General features: G+C 45.3%; 14 protein-coding genes. 4 read left to right on the forward strand and 10 right to left on the reverse strand.

The features are described from left to right. Nucleotides 1-5 precede the first annotated feature (5 nt). From WC473_04975 to WC473_05020, 10 genes are all read right to left on the reverse strand, one after another. On the reverse strand, nucleotides 6-1724 hold the full coding sequence (locus tag WC473_04975; GenBank protein MFA5125140.1) for an ATPase, T2SS/T4P/T4SS family: 1719 nt from the start codon (nucleotides 1722-1724) through the stop codon (nucleotides 6-8). A 109-nt stretch (nucleotides 1725-1833) separates the two neighbouring features. After that, nucleotides 1834-2022 (reverse strand): hypothetical protein, encoded by a 189-nt coding sequence (locus tag WC473_04980; GenBank protein ID MFA5125141.1) that lies wholly within the window; start codon nucleotides 2020-2022, stop codon nucleotides 1834-1836. Nucleotides 2023-2072: 50 nt separating this feature from the next. Continuing rightward, on the reverse strand, nucleotides 2073-2528 hold the full coding sequence (locus WC473_04985) for a hypothetical protein (protein MFA5125142.1): 456 nt from the start codon (nucleotides 2526-2528) through the stop codon (nucleotides 2073-2075). Nucleotides 2529-2551: 23 nt separating this feature from the next. Next, nucleotides 2552-3712 (reverse strand): glycosyltransferase family 4 protein, encoded by a 1161-nt coding sequence (locus WC473_04990; protein ID MFA5125143.1) that lies wholly within the window; start codon nucleotides 3710-3712, stop codon nucleotides 2552-2554. Nucleotides 3713-3860: 148 nt separating this feature from the next. Beyond that, a complete protein-coding gene (locus WC473_04995) occupies nucleotides 3861-5396 on the reverse strand; it encodes a hypothetical protein (GenBank protein ID MFA5125144.1) in 1536 nt (511 codons plus the stop codon). A gap of 221 nt (nucleotides 5397-5617) precedes the next feature. Continuing rightward, the gene (locus WC473_05000; GenBank protein ID MFA5125145.1) at nucleotides 5618-7060 is read right to left on the reverse strand and encodes an immunoglobulin-like domain-containing protein; all 1443 of its coding nucleotides are present in this window, start codon (nucleotides 7058-7060) and stop codon (nucleotides 5618-5620) included. A gap of 170 nt (nucleotides 7061-7230) precedes the next feature. Further along, complete coding sequence (locus WC473_05005; GenBank protein ID MFA5125146.1) at nucleotides 7231-8382, reverse strand: CARDB domain-containing protein; 1152 nt, start codon at nucleotides 8380-8382, stop codon at nucleotides 7231-7233. A gap of 1 nt (nucleotide 8383) precedes the next feature. Further along, the gene (locus WC473_05010; GenBank protein ID MFA5125147.1) at nucleotides 8384-11641 is read right to left on the reverse strand and encodes a glycosyltransferase; all 3258 of its coding nucleotides are present in this window, start codon (nucleotides 11639-11641) and stop codon (nucleotides 8384-8386) included. 5 nt (nucleotides 11642-11646) lie between these two features. Then, nucleotides 11647-13149 (reverse strand): O-antigen ligase family protein, encoded by a 1503-nt coding sequence (locus tag WC473_05015; GenBank protein ID MFA5125148.1) that lies wholly within the window; start codon nucleotides 13147-13149, stop codon nucleotides 11647-11649. A 44-nt stretch (nucleotides 13150-13193) separates the two neighbouring features. After that, nucleotides 13194-14006, reverse strand: coding sequence for a hypothetical protein (locus WC473_05020; protein ID MFA5125149.1), 813 nt, complete (start codon nucleotides 14004-14006; stop codon nucleotides 13194-13196). A 212-nt stretch (nucleotides 14007-14218) separates the two neighbouring features. Here WC473_05020 and WC473_05025 point away from each other — a divergent pair, with 212 nt between their 5' ends. The 4 genes from WC473_05025 to ftsW all read left to right on the forward strand — a co-directional run bounded on the left by WC473_05025 (nucleotide 14219) and on the right by ftsW (nucleotide 18310). Beyond that, nucleotides 14219-14599, forward strand: coding sequence for a hypothetical protein (locus WC473_05025; protein ID MFA5125150.1), 381 nt, complete (start codon nucleotides 14219-14221; stop codon nucleotides 14597-14599). 105 nt (nucleotides 14600-14704) lie between these two features. Next, nucleotides 14705-15757 carry a phospho-N-acetylmuramoyl-pentapeptide-transferase gene (mraY, locus tag WC473_05030; protein MFA5125151.1) on the forward strand — a complete coding sequence of 351 codons (1053 nt, stop codon included), beginning with the start codon at nucleotides 14705-14707 and terminating at the stop codon, nucleotides 15755-15757. Nucleotides 15758-15799: 42 nt separating this feature from the next. After that, a complete protein-coding gene (gene murD, locus WC473_05035) occupies nucleotides 15800-17179 on the forward strand; it encodes a UDP-N-acetylmuramoyl-L-alanine--D-glutamate ligase (GenBank protein ID MFA5125152.1) in 1380 nt (459 codons plus the stop codon). Between the two features lie 6 nt (nucleotides 17180-17185). Beyond that, the gene (gene ftsW, locus WC473_05040; GenBank protein ID MFA5125153.1) at nucleotides 17186-18310 is read left to right on the forward strand and encodes a putative lipid II flippase FtsW; all 1125 of its coding nucleotides are present in this window, start codon (nucleotides 17186-17188) and stop codon (nucleotides 18308-18310) included.

Below are 18310 nucleotides of genomic sequence, written 5' to 3' on the forward strand. Positions count from 1 at the left end.
GTTTGTTATTCTTTGGTTACCCTCAGCACTTCCTCAATGGAAGTGACGCCTGTTTTAGCCTTGATAAAGCCGTCCAGCATGATTGTTGCCATGCCGTTTTCAATTGCGGCTTTCTGTAATTCATCACGTGTCGCTTTGCTTAGGATCATGGCCGATATCTTGTCGCTTATCTCCAATGTTTCATAAATGCCGATGCGTCCTTTGTAACCGGAATTATCGCATTGTTGGCAGCCGCGGCCACGGAAAAACAAAGTATCTTTGAGTTTTTGTTTCTTGCCTAGCATGCCCAAATTCGACAGGCTTTTTTCCACCTCGCTTAGATTGAATTCCTTTTCCAATTCCATAACGCCTTTTTTGTCCAAGTTGTAGCTTTCAATGCAGTTTTTACAGATTTTTCGGACCAGGCGTTGGGCGATAATCAAGTTCAGGGTTGAAGAAATTAAAAATGTCGGCACATTCATATCAGTCAAGCGGGGGATGGAAGTAGCCGCGTCATTGGTGTGCAGGGTGGATAAGACCAAATGGCCGGTCATGGCGGCATTTATGGCGATGTCGGCGGTTTCATTATCACGGATTTCTCCGACCAGGATGATATTCGGATCTTGGCGCAAGAAAGAACGCAAAGCCGCAGCAAAAGTGAAGCCGATTTTGGGCTGGACCTGGCATTGGTTGATGCCGGGCATTTTGTATTCAATCGGGTCTTCAACCGTGGAAATATTTACTTCCGGCTTATTCAAAACTTGCAACATGGTGTACAGGGTGGTGGTTTTGCCGGAACCGGTCGGACCGGTAACCAAAATCATGCCATGCGGTTTGGCGATGTTGCGTTTAACTACATCTAATGATTGAGGTTGAAAGCCTAGCTGTTCCAAAGTCATTTGCTGAGCCGTATCGGGTAGGAGGCGCAAGACGGCTTTTTCGCCGTCAAAAGTCGGAACAATGGAGACACGGAAAGAGACTTGGTAGTCTTGGCTTTTTATTTTGAAACGGCCGTCTTGGGGTAGGCGGTGTTCGTCTAATTTTAAGTTAGACAGGATTTTGATTCTGGCGATAATGCCGGCGTGGGCGGTCTTGGGCAGGGTCATGACTTTGCGTAACATACCGTCAATGCGGTAGCGTACGGCTACGTCCTGGTCGGACGGTTCAATGTGGATGTCCGAGGCCTTTTCCAGAATGGCGTATTCCAGTAGCGTGTCTACGATGCGTACCACCGGCAGATCTTGGGCCAAGGATTTGAGATTCTCCGGCTTTTCTTCGCTTCCTTCTTCTTCAATTGTTTTAATATCGGCCGATAGCCCTTTGTGGTATTGCTTGAGAGCATCTTTAATGTTGTCCGGGGAAGTCAGATGAAGCAGAACCTCTAAACCGGTCTTTTTAGCCAAAAAGTCAAACAGTTCAATGTTAGAAATATCTAACGTAGCGACTTTGAGTTCTTTGGTGGTCTTGTCAAAAGCTATTGTTTTGTGGGCGCTGGCCGTCACCTCGGGAATAGTAAAGAGGATATCCTTGCGGATGGTTTGGTTTTTGAGGTCAATATAGGGCAGATCGTAATATTTGGCCGCCGATTCGTATAACAAGTTGGGGGCGATGATTTTTTTATCAACCAAAAAATCCTCCAGCTTTTTATTGGCTTGTCTGGCTTTGTCGGAGTATTCTTTGATTTGCTTGGTTTCTAAAATTTTGCTTTGAAGCAAAATTTCTTCCAAATCTTTTTGGTTAAGCATAGTTTGTCACCTTCCAGGTGGATTAGCTAATGTTATTATAACATAAAATCATAAGAAGAACAAAATAAAACTCCGCGTCAGCAAATCGCTGCGCGGAGCAAGTAAGGTTCTAATAGGTAGGTATTTCAGTAAGTTTGCCATTATCGTCTAAGATCAATGTGGAACTTTTAATGTCGTCATCAAACCGTTCGACTTGATCCTCAGCGTAATTATTCGCTTCTTCCATTGTATTGAAGAAAAAAGTCGATGCGCTGCCATCGCCGTTTTTTCGGATAAAAACAAAAAGTTCAACTTTCATTTTTTTCTCCTTATAATTTTGGTGTAGGCCTTTTTACCTGTTACAGACAGCTATCGTTCCACTATAAATTCTTCAACCGTTTCCGCACCAGTCCAAAAAGATTTTTTGACAACAAATAGCGGCGCGGGGAATGGTTCTTGACGTGTAATTAATCTGAAAGCGTCATTCGGCGTTTTGACGGTAGTAATAAATTCGCCGTCTTTGTATTGGTATTGGTTTATAACCCGATAAACGACATTGGATTCGAGCTTACCCATCCCTGCTGGTTTACCGATAAATGTCGTTGCCCCAAAAAAGAAAAAAATTACTACAGTCAGCGTCATGAACACAATAGTAAGAATCTTAGCATTTTTTTCCAATTGAGCGAGGATCGCCGCGATGACAAACGTAATGATTCCTAACAACAGTAAAATATCCACAATGTCTCCTTTTTTGTCTCGCCGTATTCTTGGCGTAGACAGGTTGATCTGAGTTGTAACGTCCAAGCCTTGAATTATTTGTCCCAAAATAAACCGCCCCGGCTTAATCTTTAGCCGTTATGCTTATATTTGGCAGTTAATAATTCAAGTTGTTTTTCTTTGATCAGTTCGCGATACAGGATGGAAGTCTGTTGCGTGATATCTTGCCAATCATATTCAGTGGTCGCGCGTTTTTGAGCTAAGTCGGCGAAGTGTTTTATTTCTAATGGATTAGCTAAAGCGAATTCCAGTTGTCTGGCCAGGCTCTCCCAGGATTTGTTGATGAATTCTAAGGCTAAGCTTTCAGCCGGTTCTTGATTTTCCTCAATATTAGAAATAATAGCCGGAACGCCATAAGCCATGGCTTCCAGTAAAGCAATAGACAAACCCTCGGCTTCCGAAGGCTGGACGAATAAGTAAGCATTTTTAAATATAGCCGTTAATTCGTTGCCTGACTTTAGTCCGGCCAAAATAATATTGGGGTTATTTTTGGCTAGATTTTTGATTTTGGCCACGTAGGCATCAGTGTTGGCACCATCCCCGATAATGACTAATTTTTTGTCAGTCGCAATGGAATTGTAAGCTTTGATCAAAGTGTGGATGCCTTTATGGGGCACCAGGCGGGAAACGGCGATAATGTATTCGCCGGCGACTAAGCCGTTTTTGATCAAGTTATATTGTTCATCTTCCGGTGGCATTACGGCCACGCCATTAGGAATATACCGGCATTCCTTATCAAAGCGGTAAAGGCAATATTTTTTTAAGATGTTGGAGATGACGATGGTTTTATGAGGGAAGGTAACGGCAGTCCATTCGCCGATGGCTAAAATCAAACGGGCGAAGCGGCCCCATTTCTGATGGGTGCGATCAATACAATGGAAGGTAACGATTACTTTGGTGCGCGGTTTTAAGAGTCGAGGAATAAAAGATAAAAGCGAAGGGCCGACGCCGTGGTAATGAATGATGTCATAGTTCTGAAATAAGGCATGAATAGTAGCGATAAAGGTGTGAGTGATGGCATCTAAGTGTTTAGTAGCCAAAGAGGGGAGTTGGATGATTTTGACTCCGCGGTAATCATACTCTTTACAGTTGTCACCGGTATAGCTCGGTCGACCATAAACGGTAACGTTAAAACCCTGCTCAACCAGTCTGGTGGAGAGTTCCTCAACATGTTTTTCGATTCCACCCTGGCGGGTAGGAATGCCTTTTTGACCGATAAAAGCTATACGCATAGGTTTCTTTAGGATATGTAATTATATCAAATATAAAGTGTTTTGTCAATAGCTAAAACAAAGGTGATTATTGTTTAAATTTAGGTAAAAGTAAGAGGCGGCGGAACATGAGAGTTCCGCCGCCCGGTAGTCAAAGGTACTTTATGCTTTATGCTGGGATTTCCAGTTCGAAGGCTCCGTCCACTATTGGGACGAAAGCGCCCTGCCAGACTACTCTGACCAGATCGGCGTCAGCGTATTGAATCCCGTTTGGATGCTGAGAGTTAATCGGAACATCGCCGATTAACACGAAACGCAAGTTTGGGGCACGGAATTTACTCAACTCAATGGTTGAAATGGAATCATCCACCGGCGCCCAATCCTGGTCAATCCAAGGTGCTCCGCCGGCGATGAAGTAGTACTCCACGCCGACTTGATTGACGTCATGATTGAAAAGCGTAGGAAACAAGGATGGCGGACAGAACATTCGAGCAGTCAGACTGGAATCGGAATTCTGGCTGATCACCAAATAGGCTAGCGGCTCATCGCTTACTACCAGCACTCGCTGAACGGCGACGGTTTGATTACCGGCCGCATCGCTGACTTGATAATTGATGACGTAATGCCCAAAACCGCCGGTATCAATATCGGCCACCTCGCTGTTGCCGCCTTGACCGTCATATTGGTAGGTATGGCGAATGACAGCGCCGGTCAGATCGCCATCAACATCGTCGCTGGCCGAGTAAGGTGTTCCTGCAAAGCCGGGGTCGCCGATTTGGAAGAATACTGTTTCACCGTAAAGCGACAAGTCAATCACTGGTGGCGTCGTATCCGTGCCGTCCGATACCGATAAAAAGGCATGATCGGTCTCGGCAGTGCCATAGGCGTTACTGATAACGAAATAGTAGCTCCAGCCGTCATCAGTCAAGGTAACTGCCGCGGATAAGCCGAATTCCAATGGCAATTGGTCAAGGGGGCCGGATTGCGTTCCAATCTCTTCAATCGTTGCGCCCTTGGATCGGTATGAGCGGTAAGCGAAGGGCGGTGAGCCCAACACTTGGCAATTGAAGGAAGCGATCGTTCCCGCAATCGCATTTACCGCTTGGGGTTGTTGAGTTACTTGCGGTATGCAAGTATTGACTGTTAAAAAAGCACTGTTACTGATTGCTTCTCCGGCCCCATTACTCACAACGCAAAAGTACGTCCGAGCGTCAGTCATGAGGGGGTACTGGATTTCAAAAGTCGGCAGAGTAGCGCCATCAATCGGCGGCTCTAAGACACTTTTTTCCTCGCAATCCTCTCCACCCTTGCATTTTTCTTTTTTATACCACTGGTAATGCAGATTTTCACCGGTGGTGACAACGGTAAAAGAGGCCTTATTAAACCCCTCACTAACCGTTGCCGATTTTGGGTGTTCAATAATCGTCGGCGGCGCTTCCTCGCCTTCGCCTTCACCCTCGCCTTCACCCTCGCCTTCACCCTCGCCTTCAGCGGGGTTCCCCACGCAGAAACCGTCTTCGGTTCCGGCGCCTGGGCAGGCGTAGTAACTGCCGATATTAAAGATCTGGATCACGCGCAGAAGTTCCGACAGGGAAATCGCGTTGTCCTGATTGACGTCGGCCGAGTGATACGGGCCGGTGGCGAAGGCCGGCAATGGCAACATAACAATCATAGTGAGGATTAGGGGAAGAGCATACTTTTTCATCTCTAGGTTCTCCTTGCCTTGCGGCTTTGTCTGTTGTTTTTTTGTTTTTAAGGGACTTTTAATCTAAGCAGTGTTGCTCAAACTAATATATAATTATAGCAAATTACTATAATATTGTCAATAGCTAATAATTATTTTATCTAATTTTAGATAAAAAAAGAGTGGCAACGGGTTTAATCGTGGCCACTCCGTGGTGGAAAGTGCTACTGACTTAGACGGTCTTAGACGGTGGCTTGGAAAGCCCAATTGCCGTTCCCGTCATTGACGAGCGGTATGGTCGCTCCGTCTAGGGTAACCGTTACCGTGTCATTGGCGACGAATCCGCCACTGGAAGCGTTGGTGACCACCGAGAACCGGATGGTTCGGCTGACACCGACTCGAAACTTGGCGACGGTTCCATTGGCTATCCCCGCGGACGAAACAGAGAAACATTCCCGTTCAATCCAGGGACTGCTGGGCTGGTAGAGTTCCAGTCCAATAAGTCCGTTGGCCGGCGCGTTCGTGGCCGAAAAATACAGGTAACTGCCATTCCACGTCAAGGCGATTTTCAAATCGCTGGTGGGAGCGACACTGCCAACAATGATCGTCCGCGTAACCGACGCCTGATTGCCGCTGTTGTCGCTAGCGGAGTAGGTGACATAGTAAGTTCCGGTAATCGTCGTATTGACGCTGCCGGACACCATGATTTTGTAGATGGGACCGTCTACAGCGTCTATGGCCGTGGCCCCAGGATCAATCCAGGAACCGCCCACCGACAAATAGATCGTGGAAGCGCCGTTAAGCGTAATGACCGGCGGCGTGATGTCGCCGGTTGAACCGCCGGTAACGGTCAGAATGGCCGGATTGGAATAAACCGATCCCTGGCTATTCCAGACCTTGCAGCGATAGGCGCCCTCGTTGATTTCTCCGACGGAGTAAATCGTCAGACTTGCCGAATTGACTCCGCCCGAATACTGGTTGGGCGTGATATCAATCCCGTTATCCTGCCAGCAGTATTTCAGATTACCGCCGGTGGCGCCAACCGTGAATTGTACTTGCTGGCCGATATTGGCCGACAAAGAATCGGGCTGATCGGTGATAACGGGAGCAGTTTCGCCCTCGCCTTCTCCTTCGCCCTCGCCGGACCAATCGGTTGCCATCAGGCAGGACTTTTGCGCCGTCCAAGTCGTAATGCCGACGCCCTCGCTATTGCGATAGCCGACGCCGGCATCAAAGATCAGGCCGAAGCGCGAACCGTCCAGAGTCATCTTAACGCTGGCACGATTGGAACCCTTCTGCCAGACTCGCGGGGCCGAAGTTTCGGGATCGGCGCCGGTCTTGCTGATCGTCCAGTCGAACGGGATTGTCCTACCGCTACCAAAAACGGTGTCCACATTCCATATGGCATAGTCCGCCTCGACGTAATCAATGGGCATATTGGCCTCATTGGTCAAATCGACGGACCCCAAGTAGTAATCCTCATCTCGCGCGTCATCCGCGCGGACGTAGAAGTCGCCGGAAACGATCAGTTTATCCGGCATACAACCGGTGAGACCGATGGCCGACAGGGCCAGCAAAGCAACCAGAAACAATGATACCTTACGCATGGGACGCATGGGCTTAACTCCTTTTTGTTTTCCCGCCTTAGCGGTACGAATTTGCCCTAAGATTGGGGGCGACAACATTGCCGCTTACCCGTTTACTTGAGTTAGCGGCACACAGTGTCGCCTTCTCCTTTTCCAAGCTTACTCCCTATTTTCAACGTTCTTGCATCAATTAGGACTGTCCTAACTTGATATATCAGTATAGCAAACAATAGTACAAATGTCAATAGCTTGATATATAACATCTAAATTTACTTACTTTTTACTATGCCACTCTCAGGTTCTTCAGCCGTGGCTGTAGTGATATCCTTTACGTCCCTTTTTACCGTTTCCTCCGTGAACGAATCAGTAGCGGTCAATTTGATGTTATCAACTAGGGTTGCCGTTTGGCCGACCTGGCTTTGCCAAGGAATGATTTCCACTTCCAGCGAGGCGCCGACGATAGAATAGAAACTGGTAGGTGCTGTTACGTGATCAAGGTGCCAAGTGACCATTCTGTTATTGGGATTATAGCTGATACCTTCTTCACTTAAGGCACTGGAACGGCCGGTGAATCGGACATTGTCTGGCAAATGGCCGGTGACTAATAAATTTTTGACGTTATTATAGTTAGTGTTGGCGGTGAAGAAAATCCAATAGCTGGTTGCTGAGCCGACCAGAGGAGGGTTGGATCCGACGCCGAGCTGTTCCCCCTCAACTGATTGATAGCGGCTGAAGGCCTCCAGTTCAATATCGCTTCTAATTTTTTGGATTGATTTATCGCTGACTACATCCTGTTCTTTAAGACTGTCTTCGGAGTAAAACAGTACTTCGGCGTAAGAAGCGACAATGGGTTGGGTTTGGTTGGCTGTTTGCTGAACAAAATTCTTGTTCAATGTAAAAGAGTAGGTGACCTCTTGTTCAGCGTTAGGTTTCAGTTCTATTAAAGCCGGAGCTTGTTCCGAAGTAAAGGTGAGTTTGTTTTCTCCGGAATAAAGTTCGCTGTCAATATGCAGATTGACAGTAATATTCTTGGCTGAGGCGCGTCCGATGTTTTTGACTTTAACGCGATAAATCAGCTTAGCGCCAGGGCTGACAACGTCGTCTCCGGTTTTCAAGGCGACTGCCAATTTCGGTTGAGAGAAAGCCGAGGTTAGAAAAGCTGAGATGTCGTTGGTATATTGAGGCGGATTGAGCCAGATATAGACATTAAAAACAGTAATAAGGATAACCGCCAGAACCAACAGGCTGTCAATGATAATATGCCACAGCCAGTTGTTATTTTTTTGCGGGTGATAAAATTTATGGAATCTTTTTTTAGCCGGCATCAGGAAAATATTAAGCGTACCGATGGTAATTCGGGTTGCTGGGCGGGGTTTTTTTTCGACCGGCTTTGATTCAACTTTGATTATTTCTTCTGACATATTATTTATTGGTCATGAATACATTAGTGGTTAAAGCGATAATCTCGTCTAGGCCGTCGCCATCAACATCGGCTGCGGTTACTTTGACGCCGGTGCGTTTGTTTGCGTCAAAACCGAACCATTGGCTGATGATTTTATTATTACTGTTCCAGATTCGGATATGTGGTCCGCCGGTCTGGCCGGCGCCGGTGATTATTTCATCCCGGCTGTCGCCGTTAATGTCCCCGGTTGCTACATTCACCCCTCCTCGGAAATTATTGGCATAAGCGAAAAATTCTCTTTTCAGATTGCCGTTTAAATCGAACACTTTGACGTGAGGACCGCCGCCGAATCCGGCGCCGACAATAAGCTCGCTGCGGCCGTCGCCGTCAACATCGCCGGCCGCTACATTGGCACCTAAAGAAGGCCACCGGCTGCCGTAAGCATTGAAGGGCTTGCCCGCGTCGCTTAAATTCCAATCATAAAACTTAATCAGATTGGATCCGCCCTTTTCCGGGCTAACCGCTAGCCAGTATTTGTTGTCTTCCATTTTGACTGGTGCCAGGCTTAGACCGCCGACAAACCGATCGCCGTAAGGATAAATTGTCTTGACTCCTAAGCCGCGCTTGTCGTATAAAGTGATGGAATTCAGGCCCGCGACTATAGTCTCTCTTTCACCGTCATTATTCAAATCCAGTTTGAGGATTTTGTTGCTACCTTTGAAATTATTGTCGTAGGAAAAAAAGCCATTGCGTTTGACTTTGCCCTGGCCGTCAAAAATCCTGGCAAACGAACCATTGATATAAGTCGCATCCGTAATAGTGTTAAGCGGGCGCATCATGATTATACCATCGCCGGCAGCTAGAGTCAGGCGATTGATGATGGCGCCGTCATTAGTTAGTTTGTCTTGAGTGCCTCGCAGTTTTTCGTATTCACCGTCGAAATAAATCGTTTGCGGTTTGTCCGTGGAATTGACGACTACTGTACCGAATTCAAAATCCCTCTGCCAGACTCCAGCTTTCCACTGTTTGGAGTTCCGATCCAATAAGTTGTAAGGGTCGGAAACGGGCTGGCCTATTTGGGCGTCATACTCGTCATACCACCAGAGCTGTTCGCGCAGGTTGGTGCCGTAGCCGAAGGCGTAGTAACCGTCAAACATCAAAGACGAAGTCAGACCGTAGCGCATGGACTGGTAGTCATAGCGGTTGCCGGTGTTAGCCGTATTGGATTCAATTATATTCAGGCGCGGGGCATAGCCGTTATCATTAACTTCATTATAGCTCTTGAGTGATCCGGACCAACCGCCTTGCCAGTAGTCGGGAAAGGACTCAAACATTCGGCCATTGATCAGTTGGTGGTAGGCGCCGTCGCCGTTGCCGATAATCAAATATTGAGAGCCGAAACGGTCGCGTAATTTTTGAAAAAAATCGCGGTAGTAATTTTGCCATTGCCAGTCAATTTCTGCTGTCGGCCGCTGTCGGCCATTGTTGTCAATGTCAGTATTCTTATTGAACCAGGTCACATTTTGCCAGACGTTATCAAAGAATAAGCCGTCCCATAAACCAGTGGACAGGATCTTATTCTGATAAAAGTCGGCCAGGTAGTCGGCGTAGGTTTTGCCGGTTTCATCTTTGGTGCCTAGATTCATCATGACATTGCCCGGCCAGAAAACTATGCTGTCGCCGGATATGGTCTTAAGCCGCCAAGCTGATTTATTGCCTTGGGCCAGTTCATGCCATAAACCCGAACCGGAAGGTTCCACTTGGTTTAATCGTTCCACCGGCATTTCATTAGCCGTAGTGTAAGCCAAAATAACCGCTTTGGGATTGAGTCGTTTGATTTCTTTGATGGCTGAAGCGCTATTGGTTTGCGCTTGCATATCCAGAACGATTATATCCCACTTGGCCAATTGTTTGGCGTCATCCAGAGTGATCGGATTTTTCCAATACAAATTAGCCAGACGGGGATAATCATGCTGAGGCGTAATAAAAGCCCGGCTGCGATTTACATCAATGTAGTAAATCGGCCAAATAATCAGTAAAGCGCAAATAGCCAGGATTATTGAGAGAGCAATTTTTTTGATTTTTCGTTTGGCGGCGCTGCCCGGTTTAATTAATTGATTATAAATCTCCTCTAATTGCTTGTAGTGTCTTTCCGGGGAGTACTCCTTGGCCTTGACTTGGCCCGCCTGTCCCAGTTTTCGGCGCAGTTTGTCGTCGCGTAAAAGCAAAGACATTTTTTCTTTGAGTTCGCCGATATCGGCTGCGGCAAATAATAAACCGGTTTGTCCGTCCTCTATTAGTTCCGGGATGGCGCCGACTTTGGAAGCGATAACAGCTTTCCCTAGCGCTAGTGATTCCAAGACGGTTAGCCCGAAAGTTTCATGGACGCGGGAAGCAAAGACCACGGCTAAAGAATTACCGATTAAGTCCAGCAGTTCCTGTCCTTGTTTAAAACCTATCAGTTCAATGCGATTCTCCGCCTTGAATTCTTTAATTAGTCGGTGTAAATTTTCTTCTTCCGGGCCACTGCCGGCGATTTTCAGTTTTAAGCCGTTTTCCGGCAAAGCGGCAAAAGCGCGAATGATGTCATCCGTGCCCTTGCTTTCATCTAAGCGACCGAAACTAAAAAAATATTTTTCAGTATTTTTTTGAACACTAAAAGTGTTCAGTTTGATGAAGTGGGGGACGATAATTATTTTTTTCGCTTTGTAGCCGGCCTTAATCAGTTCATCCTTAACGAACTGTGAGGGGGCGATAAAAATATCGATACAATGGTTGTAAACTCCGATTGAGCGATGGAAAGCAAATTCCAGCTTTAATAGCCAGTCAATAATAAAAGAGTCTTTGTGTCGCTTTTTGATGCCGTCGGCGCGCAAGGTGTAGCCCGGGGTTACCAGTTTGAAATCATGTACAGTCATGACCGTAGGCAAACCGTATTCTTTGATGCCGGCCAAAACCGCCGGTGATAGTTGGTGATAGATATTGTGGATATGGGCTAATTCCGGTCGTTCTTTTTTGATTAGTTTTTTGATCTTATAGCGGGATAACGGAGACCAGAAAATCCTGAAAATCAATAAAAGGGCCTTAAAATTTAATCGGCCCAAATCCAGGTCAGTGACAAAGTATTTCTCCTGGTCGTTCTTGATGTTTTTAGAATTTTTTTGGGAAAAATAAATTACCTCATGGCCATGGGCCATCAGCAAATTAGATAGGGCGAAAAGGTAAGTCTCCGCTCCACCCTTGGGGTATAAGAATTTGTTGACTTGCAAGATTTTCATAATTGTCATTGGGCGGTTTCTATTTGTGTTTGTTCGGGTTGTTTAACAGTTTTATTGATAATCGTCGCTGAACGCAATAGGCCTAGCAGTATCCAAAGCCAAATACCCATTAAATTAGTTTCTAAATACGGCTGGAAGCAGCTGGCAAACAGGAAGATCAAAATGGCAACAGCAACGCCCAAATAATAAGGAATCAAATCAAAGTTGGTGTAAGCCGGACGCCAGGCGGAAATGAAAACCGTCAGGATGAATAAGGCGAAAACAATCAGTCCCACCAAGCCCATTTGCACTATAATAGCCAGTGGCGAGTTATGGATATTTCTGATTTCTTCAAAATTCTGATAGTCGCCCGTATCAATCAAGATTGTATGGCCGAAACCGATACCCCAAATGGGGTTGGCTTGCCAAACTTGTTGGGCGTCTTTCCAGAGATCCAGTCGCCAGGAAGCGGAGGTGTCTTCGCTTAAGTCCCTCAATGACAGTAACCGTTCACTAATATTGCGGACATTGCCGGCGGCAGTTTCCGTGGCCGGATTAAAGTAGGCAAGGTTAGCCGCTAAGACGGCGGCTAGGACTAGTGATACGACTAGCAATCCGGCCTTGATCGCTTGGCGGGAAATGAATTTTTTGTTTTGATAGGGCATTAAAATGAATAAAGCGGCGATGCCGATAATCGCGGCCAGCCACAAATGGCGCATTAAAGAAACGATGATGCCCATGGACCATAAGGCGAAAACCAAGAGCCCCAACCACTGGTTGCGCAGGCGGTTAAAAGCTAAAAGTGGCACACCAATCATCATAGCAATCAATAAATAGAAAGCATGAGTGCCGGCCAAGTAGCGTACTCCGGCTGTGGACAGGGGAGTAAATTCAGTCCATAATCCTGCACCGCGGACAAAACCGATCAACAGGAAGGCGATCAAAATAACACCATTAAGCATAATCAGTTGGCTGACTTGTTTTAATCTTTTGGGTGATTGCACCACTAAGACGGTAAAGAAATACAGCAGGGGATAAAAAAAGTAATTTTTGAAGGAGCTGAAAGCCACTTCAAATTTTGCGTTGATATCAAACAGGGAGCGGAAAAGATAAACCGCGACCAGTAGCATGAAGCAGGCCAGAAGGGTTTCCGGCCAGCCCCAGATAAACCGGCGTTTTTTTTGCAGGATAAAATGCCGAACAGCTAAAGCGGCAAAAGACAGCACCATGACAATATCCAGTAAGTAGAATTTATAAATTTCGCGGTCAATGACTAGTCCGGTCAGAGTGAAGAAACGTTCAAATAGCATAGTCAGGGTGATAAGCAAACAAAAACCCAGAAAGTAATGATTAGGCAGGATAAAAAGCGCGGCGATGGCGGCAAACAGCAAATAAAACAAGGGCGAAGGACCGTAAGCGATGATCGCGATAATTAATGCGCCTAAATAAACGTACGCCAGAAGATTAATAGCTGATTTTCTGGCTTGCGAGTATTTGCCAATTTGGTTTTTGATTTTGTTTTTAATCATAGTCCTGGCAAAAGGCCGCTTACCAAAAGTAAACGGCCTTGATCTTATAATTGATTATTGTTGTAGTAGTCCTTCAGCCATTCATTGCTGGTGGCGGGGGGAGTAAAAGAGTTTCCGGGCCGTTGCGGCAAATCGTTTTTTTGTTCCTTAGTCGGTTCTTCCCTAGCCGGTTCTATCGCCGGTAGTGATTGTCCGCTGTTAATCGGCTCGGTGGCGACAGGCGGGTAAAGATATTTTTTCTTGGGAGCAGATTCAAATAAGCGGTGGTTGGGAAAAATAACAATGAAAGTAAAACCTAAAAGCAAACCGACGATAACTCCCAGAGCAGAGTCCTCAATGATTTTGGTTAGAGACCAGCTTTCAAAAATAGCCGGCTGGTCAATCATTTTTATAGTAGCACGATCAGCGGAACCGTCATAGTTGCCGTGATTATTGATAATCACCATGGCAATAGCATTCGCTAGGGCATTGGTTTTCATTTTGTCATTGCCATAAACATCAATGACCATCATTCCCTTATTATCCAAAACCTTGGTTTTGACGGTTTTTTTCCATTGGCGCAAACGGCTTTCACTGCCGTAACCCAGGTCGTCCTTGATGCCTGAAGAAGCATAGACTGTGCTGATGAAGGAATCGGAATAGACTACCTCACCCATGATGCCGGTGATGTAATTGGCAGTTTTGCTGGCAGTGTAGGTATCAATATTGGCCTGATTAAAAACAGTCAACAATTTGAAAGTTGATTTGTATCTGGGGGTAGTCCAAACACTGACAGAGAAGGCGATTAAGCCGGCCAGTATAGCTAGTAAACCGACGGTTAAGATGTTTTTTAGCTGAAAAAGCTTGTAATTAGACATAATTTTGCTAAAATTGGATAATTTTTGGTTATGGACTTTAGTTAATATATAATTATATCACTTAGTTAATAATTTGTCAATACCTATTGATTTTTAGTGATTGACAATGACAGATTATTTATGTTTTGGCAACGTGGACTTTAAGCGCTATAACCGCTATAATTAAATTAGCACTTCTTGGGGATAATTTACATACCTTGATATTTTTTTGAATGAATATCATCTTTTTGAAATTACGGCAATTAGTTGAAGAAAGCCCAGCCAAAAGAGATCGCCTGGTTTCTGGCGTATTCGTAGCGGCTGCGGTTTTTGATTTGCTGTCTTTGGCGGCCATACTTTTGTATTTCTGGCGTTTTAAGGAATTTGTAGTTCTGCAATATAATATTTATTTCGGCATCTCTTCTTTCGGTTCTTGGCAATATTTACTGTTTCTGCCTTTGTTGGGTTGGTTGATTTGTCTGGTGAATTTTTTGCTGGCGCTTAAAGTTTATCTGCGTGATCGGAAGCTGAGTTATTTTTTGTCTTTTGCCGCTCTGGCTTCGTCCTTGATTATTGCCACTCAGATCGGACTGCTGGTTTATATGAATTTATAAAATAATACTACTTAATATTTTAATATTCGCCATTTCTGAATTTTTTGCTTCGCCCCTTACGGTCCTAAGGCAAAAATTCAGGAATCCATAATTTATTTATAAACTATGAGTTTTGATTTCATCGTTATTAAGATTTTTTCTCTGACTTTTATTTCTTTCGCCATGGCCATGGCTTGGACGCCGTTATTGACTCATTTCCTATATAAATACAAGTTGGGCAAACAGATCAGAGATAGTTCCAAAGCGCCGATTTTTTCCGCGTTGCATCAGAAAAAATCCGGCACGCCGACGATGGGCGGAATTTTGGTCTGGGTAACAGTATTGGTTTTGTCTTTGATAATTTTTTATCTGTCGTTATGGTTTGACAGTTTTTTTTCATTCTTGAATTTTTTAACCCGGCCGCAGACTCTTTTGCCTTTAGGGTGCTTAGTGTCAGCTGCTTTGGTGGGGTTGTTTGATGATTATTTAAATGTCAGGAAGATCGGTCCTTACGGTGGCGGGTTGTCGGTTAAGCATCGCTTGGCGGTTTATACCCTTATTGCTATGGCGGCTGCATTTTGGTTTTATTTTCGTCTTGATTGGGATTTGATCCGCGTGCCTTTCATGGGTAATTTTAATTTAGGTTGGTGGTTCATTCCTTTGGTCGTTTTTGTAATTGTCGGTACGGCGTTTTCGGTTAATGAGATTGATGGTCTGGATGGCCTGGCCGGCGGCACACTACTAATCGCTTATACGGCTTTCGGCGTTATTGCTTTTGCCCAGGGCAAGTATGACCTAGCGGCTTTCTGCGGTGTAATCGTCGGCGCTCTGACTGCTTTTCTGTGGTTTAACATTACGCCCGCCAGATTTTTTATGGGCGATACCGGCGCTATGTCGTTGGGCGTCACCTTGGCGGTGATTTCTATTTTGACTAAGTCCGTTTTGTTATTGCCGATCATCGGTTGTTTGTTTGTGATTGAAGCTTTGTCGGTAATCGTTCAAGTTTTGTCCAAGAGGTTACGAGGTAAGAAGGTGTTCTTGTCCACACCTATTCATCATCATTTTGAAGCTAAGGGCTGGCCGGAAGCCAAGGTAGTTATGAGGTTCTGGGTAGTCTCTGGCGTTTTTGCTATTATCGGATTGGTTTTATTCTTGTTGGATAAAGGCGCGTGGCACTAGGTGTTACAATTGCTTTACGAAGGATCATCACTATAATTTATAATGTTAAATTTAAAAAATAAAAAAGCCCTGGTGATGGGTCTAGGATTGTATGAAGACGGTAGTGGAATAGCTGCTACCCGGTTTTTGTTATCCCAAGGCGCCAAGGTGACGGTAACGGATTTAAAAATCAGAAAACAACTTAATGATCAAATAAAGCGTTTGGGCCAATCGGCTCAAAAAGTTGAATGGGTTTTGGGGCGTCATCGTGAACAGGATTTCAAACATCGGGATTTGATCTTAAGAAATCCCGGTGTGCCTCAGTTTTCGCGTTTTTTGAAGATCGCTCGCACCAATAAAATTCCGATTTATACTGATATTTCTTTATTCTTCCAATTGATTGACCGCAAGCGCTTAGTTGGTGTTACGGGTACGCGTGGCAAAAGCACTACCACTACCTTGATTTATGAGTTGGTAAAAACGTCGGACAAACTGGCAGTTTTGGCCGGCAATATTACTAAGTCGCCCTTGGCGCAAATGCCGTTGGTGAATAAGGGCGGCCGAATAATTTTGGAATTGTCGTCTTGGATGGCGGAGAGCTTGGCTGATATTAAGAAGTCGCCGCATATCGCCGTCTTGACTAATATTTATCCCGATCATTTAAATACTTATGAAACCATGGTTGATTATATTGAGGCCAAGAAAAATGTTTTTAGATTCCAGACGCCGCAGGATTATGCCGTTTTAAATCGCGACAACAAGGAAACTTTGGCTGCCGGTAAAAAGGTTAACGCTCAGAGATATTGGTTCTCCTTAAAATTTTTTAGCGAAGAGAATGGCGCCTTTATCAGAAACGGCAGGATTATTTTTCGCCAAAACGGCGTTGAACAAATAATGTGTTCGGTCAGAGATATCAAGCTTTTGGGTGAACACAATTTGTCCAATGTTTTGGCTGCGGTTACTGTGGCGGGAATTATTGGCATTGGCCCCAAAAGCATTAAATCCGTACTGGGTCGTTTTTACGGTATATCCAATCGACTGGAACTGTTAAGGGAGACTGGAGGAGTGAAATATTACAATGACACAACCTCCACTACGCCGGAAGCAACGATCGTCGCCCTAAAGGCATTGGCTGGCAGGAAGAATATCGTGCTGATTGCCGGCGGTTCGGATAAAGGCCTTGATTTTAAAGTGTTAACAAAAGAGATAAAAGAACATTGTCGGGCAGTAGTATTGTTGAAAGGCACGGGAACGGATAGATTAAAAAAGAAAATTGATAATTATACTATTGTAAATTCTATGTCCGATGCCGTCGGCGTTGCCAAGTCATTTTCTAAGACAGGTGACATAATCCTACTGTCGCCGGCTTGCGCCTCCTTCGGCATGTTTATCAATGAGTTTGATCGTGGCGATCAGTTTCGCCGTTTAGTTAAAAAATTGTAACAAATCATGAATCAACCGCCTAAAAAACATAGGGAATTAGCTGGAATCGATTGGTACTTAATCGGCGCCATTTGGCTTTTGGTGATTTTTGGCTTGGTGATGGTTTCTTCCGCCGGCGTGGCTATCGGCTGGCAAAAATACCAGGATGTTTATTGGCATCTCAAGCATCAATTATTATTCGGCGTTTTGCCTGGTGGCGTTTTGTTTTTGATTTTGGCTAAAATTGACTATCATCGCTGGGAAAAATATGCGGCGCCCATGCTGTTTATTTCCATTCTGCTTTTAGTATTGGTGTTTCTTCCTGGCATCGGCGCGGCCTGGGGCACAAGCCATAGTTGGATTAATGTTTTCGGTTATTCGCTCCAACCGTCGGAAATCGTCAAGTTGACTTTTTTGATTTATTTGGCCGCCTGGCTATCCTCTAAGGAAGATCATCATTTGAAGGATTTATCCGCCGGTTTTTTGCCTTTTGTTTTTATTTTGGCTGTTATTACCGCTCTTTTGGTTTTAGAACCGGACACTGGCACCATGATTATTATTGTGGCCATGTCTTTGGCCGTGTATTTTTCTGCGGGCGGCAGATGGTTGCATTTGAGTTGGTTGACTGTCGCCGGTTTGGCCGGCCTCTGGGCGATCGTAAAAATTTCTCCCTATCGCGCCGCTCGCTTTACTACTTTTTTGCACCCCGAACTTGATCCTCAGGGCATTGGCTATCAAGCCAATCAAGCGCTGTTAGCCATCGGCTCCGGCGGTTTATTCGGTCGCGGTTATAATCATAGCCGGCAGAAGTTCGCTTATCTGCCGGAAGTTACCGGTGATTCTATTTTTGCCGTTATTGCCGAAGAGTTGGGATTCATTTTGACCGGAGCCATTATTATTATTTATGCTTTTATTGCCGTGCGCGGTTTTAAATTGGCCGCCAGATGCCCGGATGCCTTTGGGCGTTTGTTGGTTGTCGGTATTGTTACCTGGTTTATCACTCAGGCTTTTATAAATATCGGTGCCATGCTCGGCGTTATGCCGTTGACCGGCATCCCCTTGCCTTTTATTTCTTACGGCGGTACGGCGTTGATGATGTCGCTGGCCGCAGCCGGTATTCTAGCCAATATTTCTAAACAAGCCAATAATTAA

This window comes from Patescibacteria group bacterium (assembly GCA_041650895.1).
In the GTDB taxonomy this organism is placed as follows: domain Bacteria; phylum Patescibacteriota; class Patescibacteriia; order 2-01-FULL-39-33; family 2-01-FULL-39-33; genus CAISTG01.

What these genes read in the sequence shown, in the direction of transcription:
- WC473_04975 (MFA5125140.1), bottom strand. Translation starts at nt 1,724, where the DNA reads ATGCTTAACCAAAAAGATTTGGAAGAAATTTTGCTTCAAAGCAAAATT.
- mraY (MFA5125151.1), top strand. Translation starts at nt 14,705, where the DNA reads ATGAGTTTTGATTTCATCGTTATTAAGATTTTTTCTCTGACTTTTATT.
- WC473_05000 (MFA5125145.1), bottom strand. Translation starts at nt 7,060, where the DNA reads ATGTTGTCGCCCCCAATCTTAGGGCAAATTCGTACCGCTAAGGCGGGA.
- WC473_05025 (MFA5125150.1), top strand. Translation starts at nt 14,219, where the DNA reads ATGAATATCATCTTTTTGAAATTACGGCAATTAGTTGAAGAAAGCCCA.
- WC473_04980 (MFA5125141.1), bottom strand. Translation starts at nt 2,022, where the DNA reads ATGAAAGTTGAACTTTTTGTTTTTATCCGAAAAAACGGCGATGGCAGC.
- murD (MFA5125152.1), top strand. Translation starts at nt 15,800, where the DNA reads ATGTTAAATTTAAAAAATAAAAAAGCCCTGGTGATGGGTCTAGGATTG.
- WC473_04995 (MFA5125144.1), bottom strand. Translation starts at nt 5,396, where the DNA reads ATGAAAAAGTATGCTCTTCCCCTAATCCTCACTATGATTGTTATGTTG.
- WC473_05005 (MFA5125146.1), bottom strand. Translation starts at nt 8,382, where the DNA reads ATGTCAGAAGAAATAATCAAAGTTGAATCAAAGCCGGTCGAAAAAAAA.
- ftsW (MFA5125153.1), top strand. Translation starts at nt 17,186, where the DNA reads ATGAATCAACCGCCTAAAAAACATAGGGAATTAGCTGGAATCGATTGG.
- WC473_05010 (MFA5125147.1), bottom strand. Translation starts at nt 11,641, where the DNA reads ATGAAAATCTTGCAAGTCAACAAATTCTTATACCCCAAGGGTGGAGCG.
- WC473_05020 (MFA5125149.1), bottom strand. Translation starts at nt 14,006, where the DNA reads ATGTCTAATTACAAGCTTTTTCAGCTAAAAAACATCTTAACCGTCGGT.
- WC473_04990 (MFA5125143.1), bottom strand. Translation starts at nt 3,712, where the DNA reads ATGCGTATAGCTTTTATCGGTCAAAAAGGCATTCCTACCCGCCAGGGT.
- WC473_05015 (MFA5125148.1), bottom strand. Translation starts at nt 13,149, where the DNA reads ATGATTAAAAACAAAATCAAAAACCAAATTGGCAAATACTCGCAAGCC.